The 1,322-nt window shown below is 55.8% G+C and carries 2 rRNA genes; both read left to right on the forward strand.

From position 1 onward, the window contains the following. Nucleotides 1-1,173 (forward strand): 23S ribosomal RNA (locus tag ACIRPK_RS36910); the annotation flags it as partial. An 88-nt stretch (nucleotides 1,174-1,261) separates the two neighbouring features. Continuing rightward, nucleotides 1,262-1,322, forward strand: a 5S ribosomal RNA gene (gene rrf / locus ACIRPK_RS36915); the annotation flags it as partial.

A 1,322-nucleotide genomic window follows, 5' to 3' on the forward strand; every position in this document is an offset into this window, starting at 1 on the left:
TGAGCTGGGGCCGGCCGCAGAGACCAGCGAGAAGCGACTGTTTACTAAAAACACAGGTCCGTGCGAAGCCGTAAGGCGATGTATACGGACTGACGCCTGCCCGGTGCTGGAACGTTAAGGGGACCGGTTAGTCAATCTTCGGGTTGGCGAAGCTGAGAACTTAAGCGCCAGTAAACGGCGGTGGTAACTATAACCATCCTAAGGTAGCGAAATTCCTTGTCGGGTAAGTTCCGACCTGCACGAATGGCGTAACGACTTCTCGACTGTCTCAACCATAGGCCCGGTGAAATTGCATTACGAGTAAAGATGCTCGTTTCGCGCAGCAGGACGGAAAGACCCCGGGACCTTTACTATAGCTTGATATTGGTGTTCGGTTCGGCTTGTGTAGGATAGGTGGGAGACTTTGAAGCGGCAACGCCAGTTGTCGTGGAGTCGTCGTTGAAATACCACTCTGGTCGTGCTGGATGTCTAACCTGGGTCCGTGATCCGGATCAGGGACAGTGTCTGGTGGGTAGTTTAACTGGGGCGGTTGCCTCCTAAAGAGTAACGGAGGCGCCCAAAGGTTCCCTCAGCCTGGTTGGCAATCAGGTGTTGAGTGTAAGTGCACAAGGGAGCTTGACTGTGAGACCGACGGGTCGAGCAGGGACGAAAGTCGGGACTAGTGATCCGGCGGTGGCTTGTGGAAGCGCCGTCGCTCAACGGATAAAAGGTACCCCGGGGATAACAGGCTGATCTTCCCCAAGAGTCCATATCGACGGGATGGTTTGGCACCTCGATGTCGGCTCGTCGCATCCTGGGGCTGGAGTAGGTCCCAAGGGTTGGGCTGTTCGCCCATTAAAGCGGTACGCGAGCTGGGTTTAGAACGTCGTGAGACAGTTCGGTCCCTATCCGCTGTGCGCGTAGGAATATTGAGAAGGGCTGTCCCTAGTACGAGAGGACCGGGACGGACGAACCTCTGGTGTGCCAGTTGTTCTGCCAAGGGCATGGCTGGTTGGCTACGTTCGGGAGGGATAACCGCTGAAAGCATCTAAGCGGGAAGCCTGCTTCGAGATGAATATTCCCACCTCCTTGAGAGGGTAAGGCTCCCAGTAGACGACTGGGTTGATAGGCCGGATGTGGAAGCCCTGTAAGGGGTGGAGCTGACCGGTACTAATAGGCCGAGGGCTTGTCCTCAGTTGCTCGCGTCCACTGTGTTGTTCTGAAACAACGACCCCACACCGTTTGGTCACGGGTGTGGTGCGGTCATACAGTTTCATAGTGTTTCGGTGGTCATAGCGTGAGGGAAACGCCCGGTTACATTCCGAACCCGGAAGCTAAGCCTC

This window comes from Kitasatospora sp. NPDC101801 (genome assembly GCF_044766665.1).
GTDB lineage: Bacteria > Actinomycetota > Actinomycetes > Streptomycetales > Streptomycetaceae > Kitasatospora.